This window comes from Bradyrhizobium sp. NBAIM08, from assembly GCF_020193935.1.
Taxonomy (GTDB): Bacteria; Pseudomonadota; Alphaproteobacteria; order Rhizobiales; family Xanthobacteraceae; genus Bradyrhizobium; species Bradyrhizobium yuanmingense.
Genome location: NZ_JADYVR010001191.1, coordinates 1 through 390 on the forward strand (window position 1 = coordinate 1; position 390 = coordinate 390).

Consider the following 390-nt stretch of genomic DNA (forward strand, 5'->3'; position numbering starts at 1 on the left):
GAGGAGCGCTTCTGGTTCGTCGACTTCCACTGGCCGCGCGGGTTCTCTCCGCTCGGCATGATGTTCGTGCACGATGCCGCGTGGGGCACTCAGATCGCCGCGCACCAGCTGCCGCTGCCACCCGCAGGCGGTCTCGTGCAGCGCATGGGTGGTCCGTTCCTCTACGAGGGCGAGGTGCCGATCACCTCCGAATGGGAGATCGGCTACCGCGCCGCCCGCATCGGGCGCAACATGCCGCCGTTCCTCCAGAACTTCGACGCCATCTGGGAAGAGCGCAAGTGGGAGCTCGACCTCGGCCTCGGTTACTTCGAGAACTACGACTTCGCCGGCAAGTCGCTCGGCGACCTGGGCGTGTACATGCGTGACGCCCAACGCTTCCAGCAGCGCGCC

Annotated in this window: 1 protein-coding gene; it reads left to right on the plus strand. The window is 66.9% G+C overall.

Features of this window, described 5'->3' with window-relative positions; genetic code table 11:
• A partial coding sequence (locus tag I6F37_RS44090) for a hypothetical protein (protein WP_225154999.1) occupies window positions 1-390 on the plus strand: 390 nt, incomplete at both ends.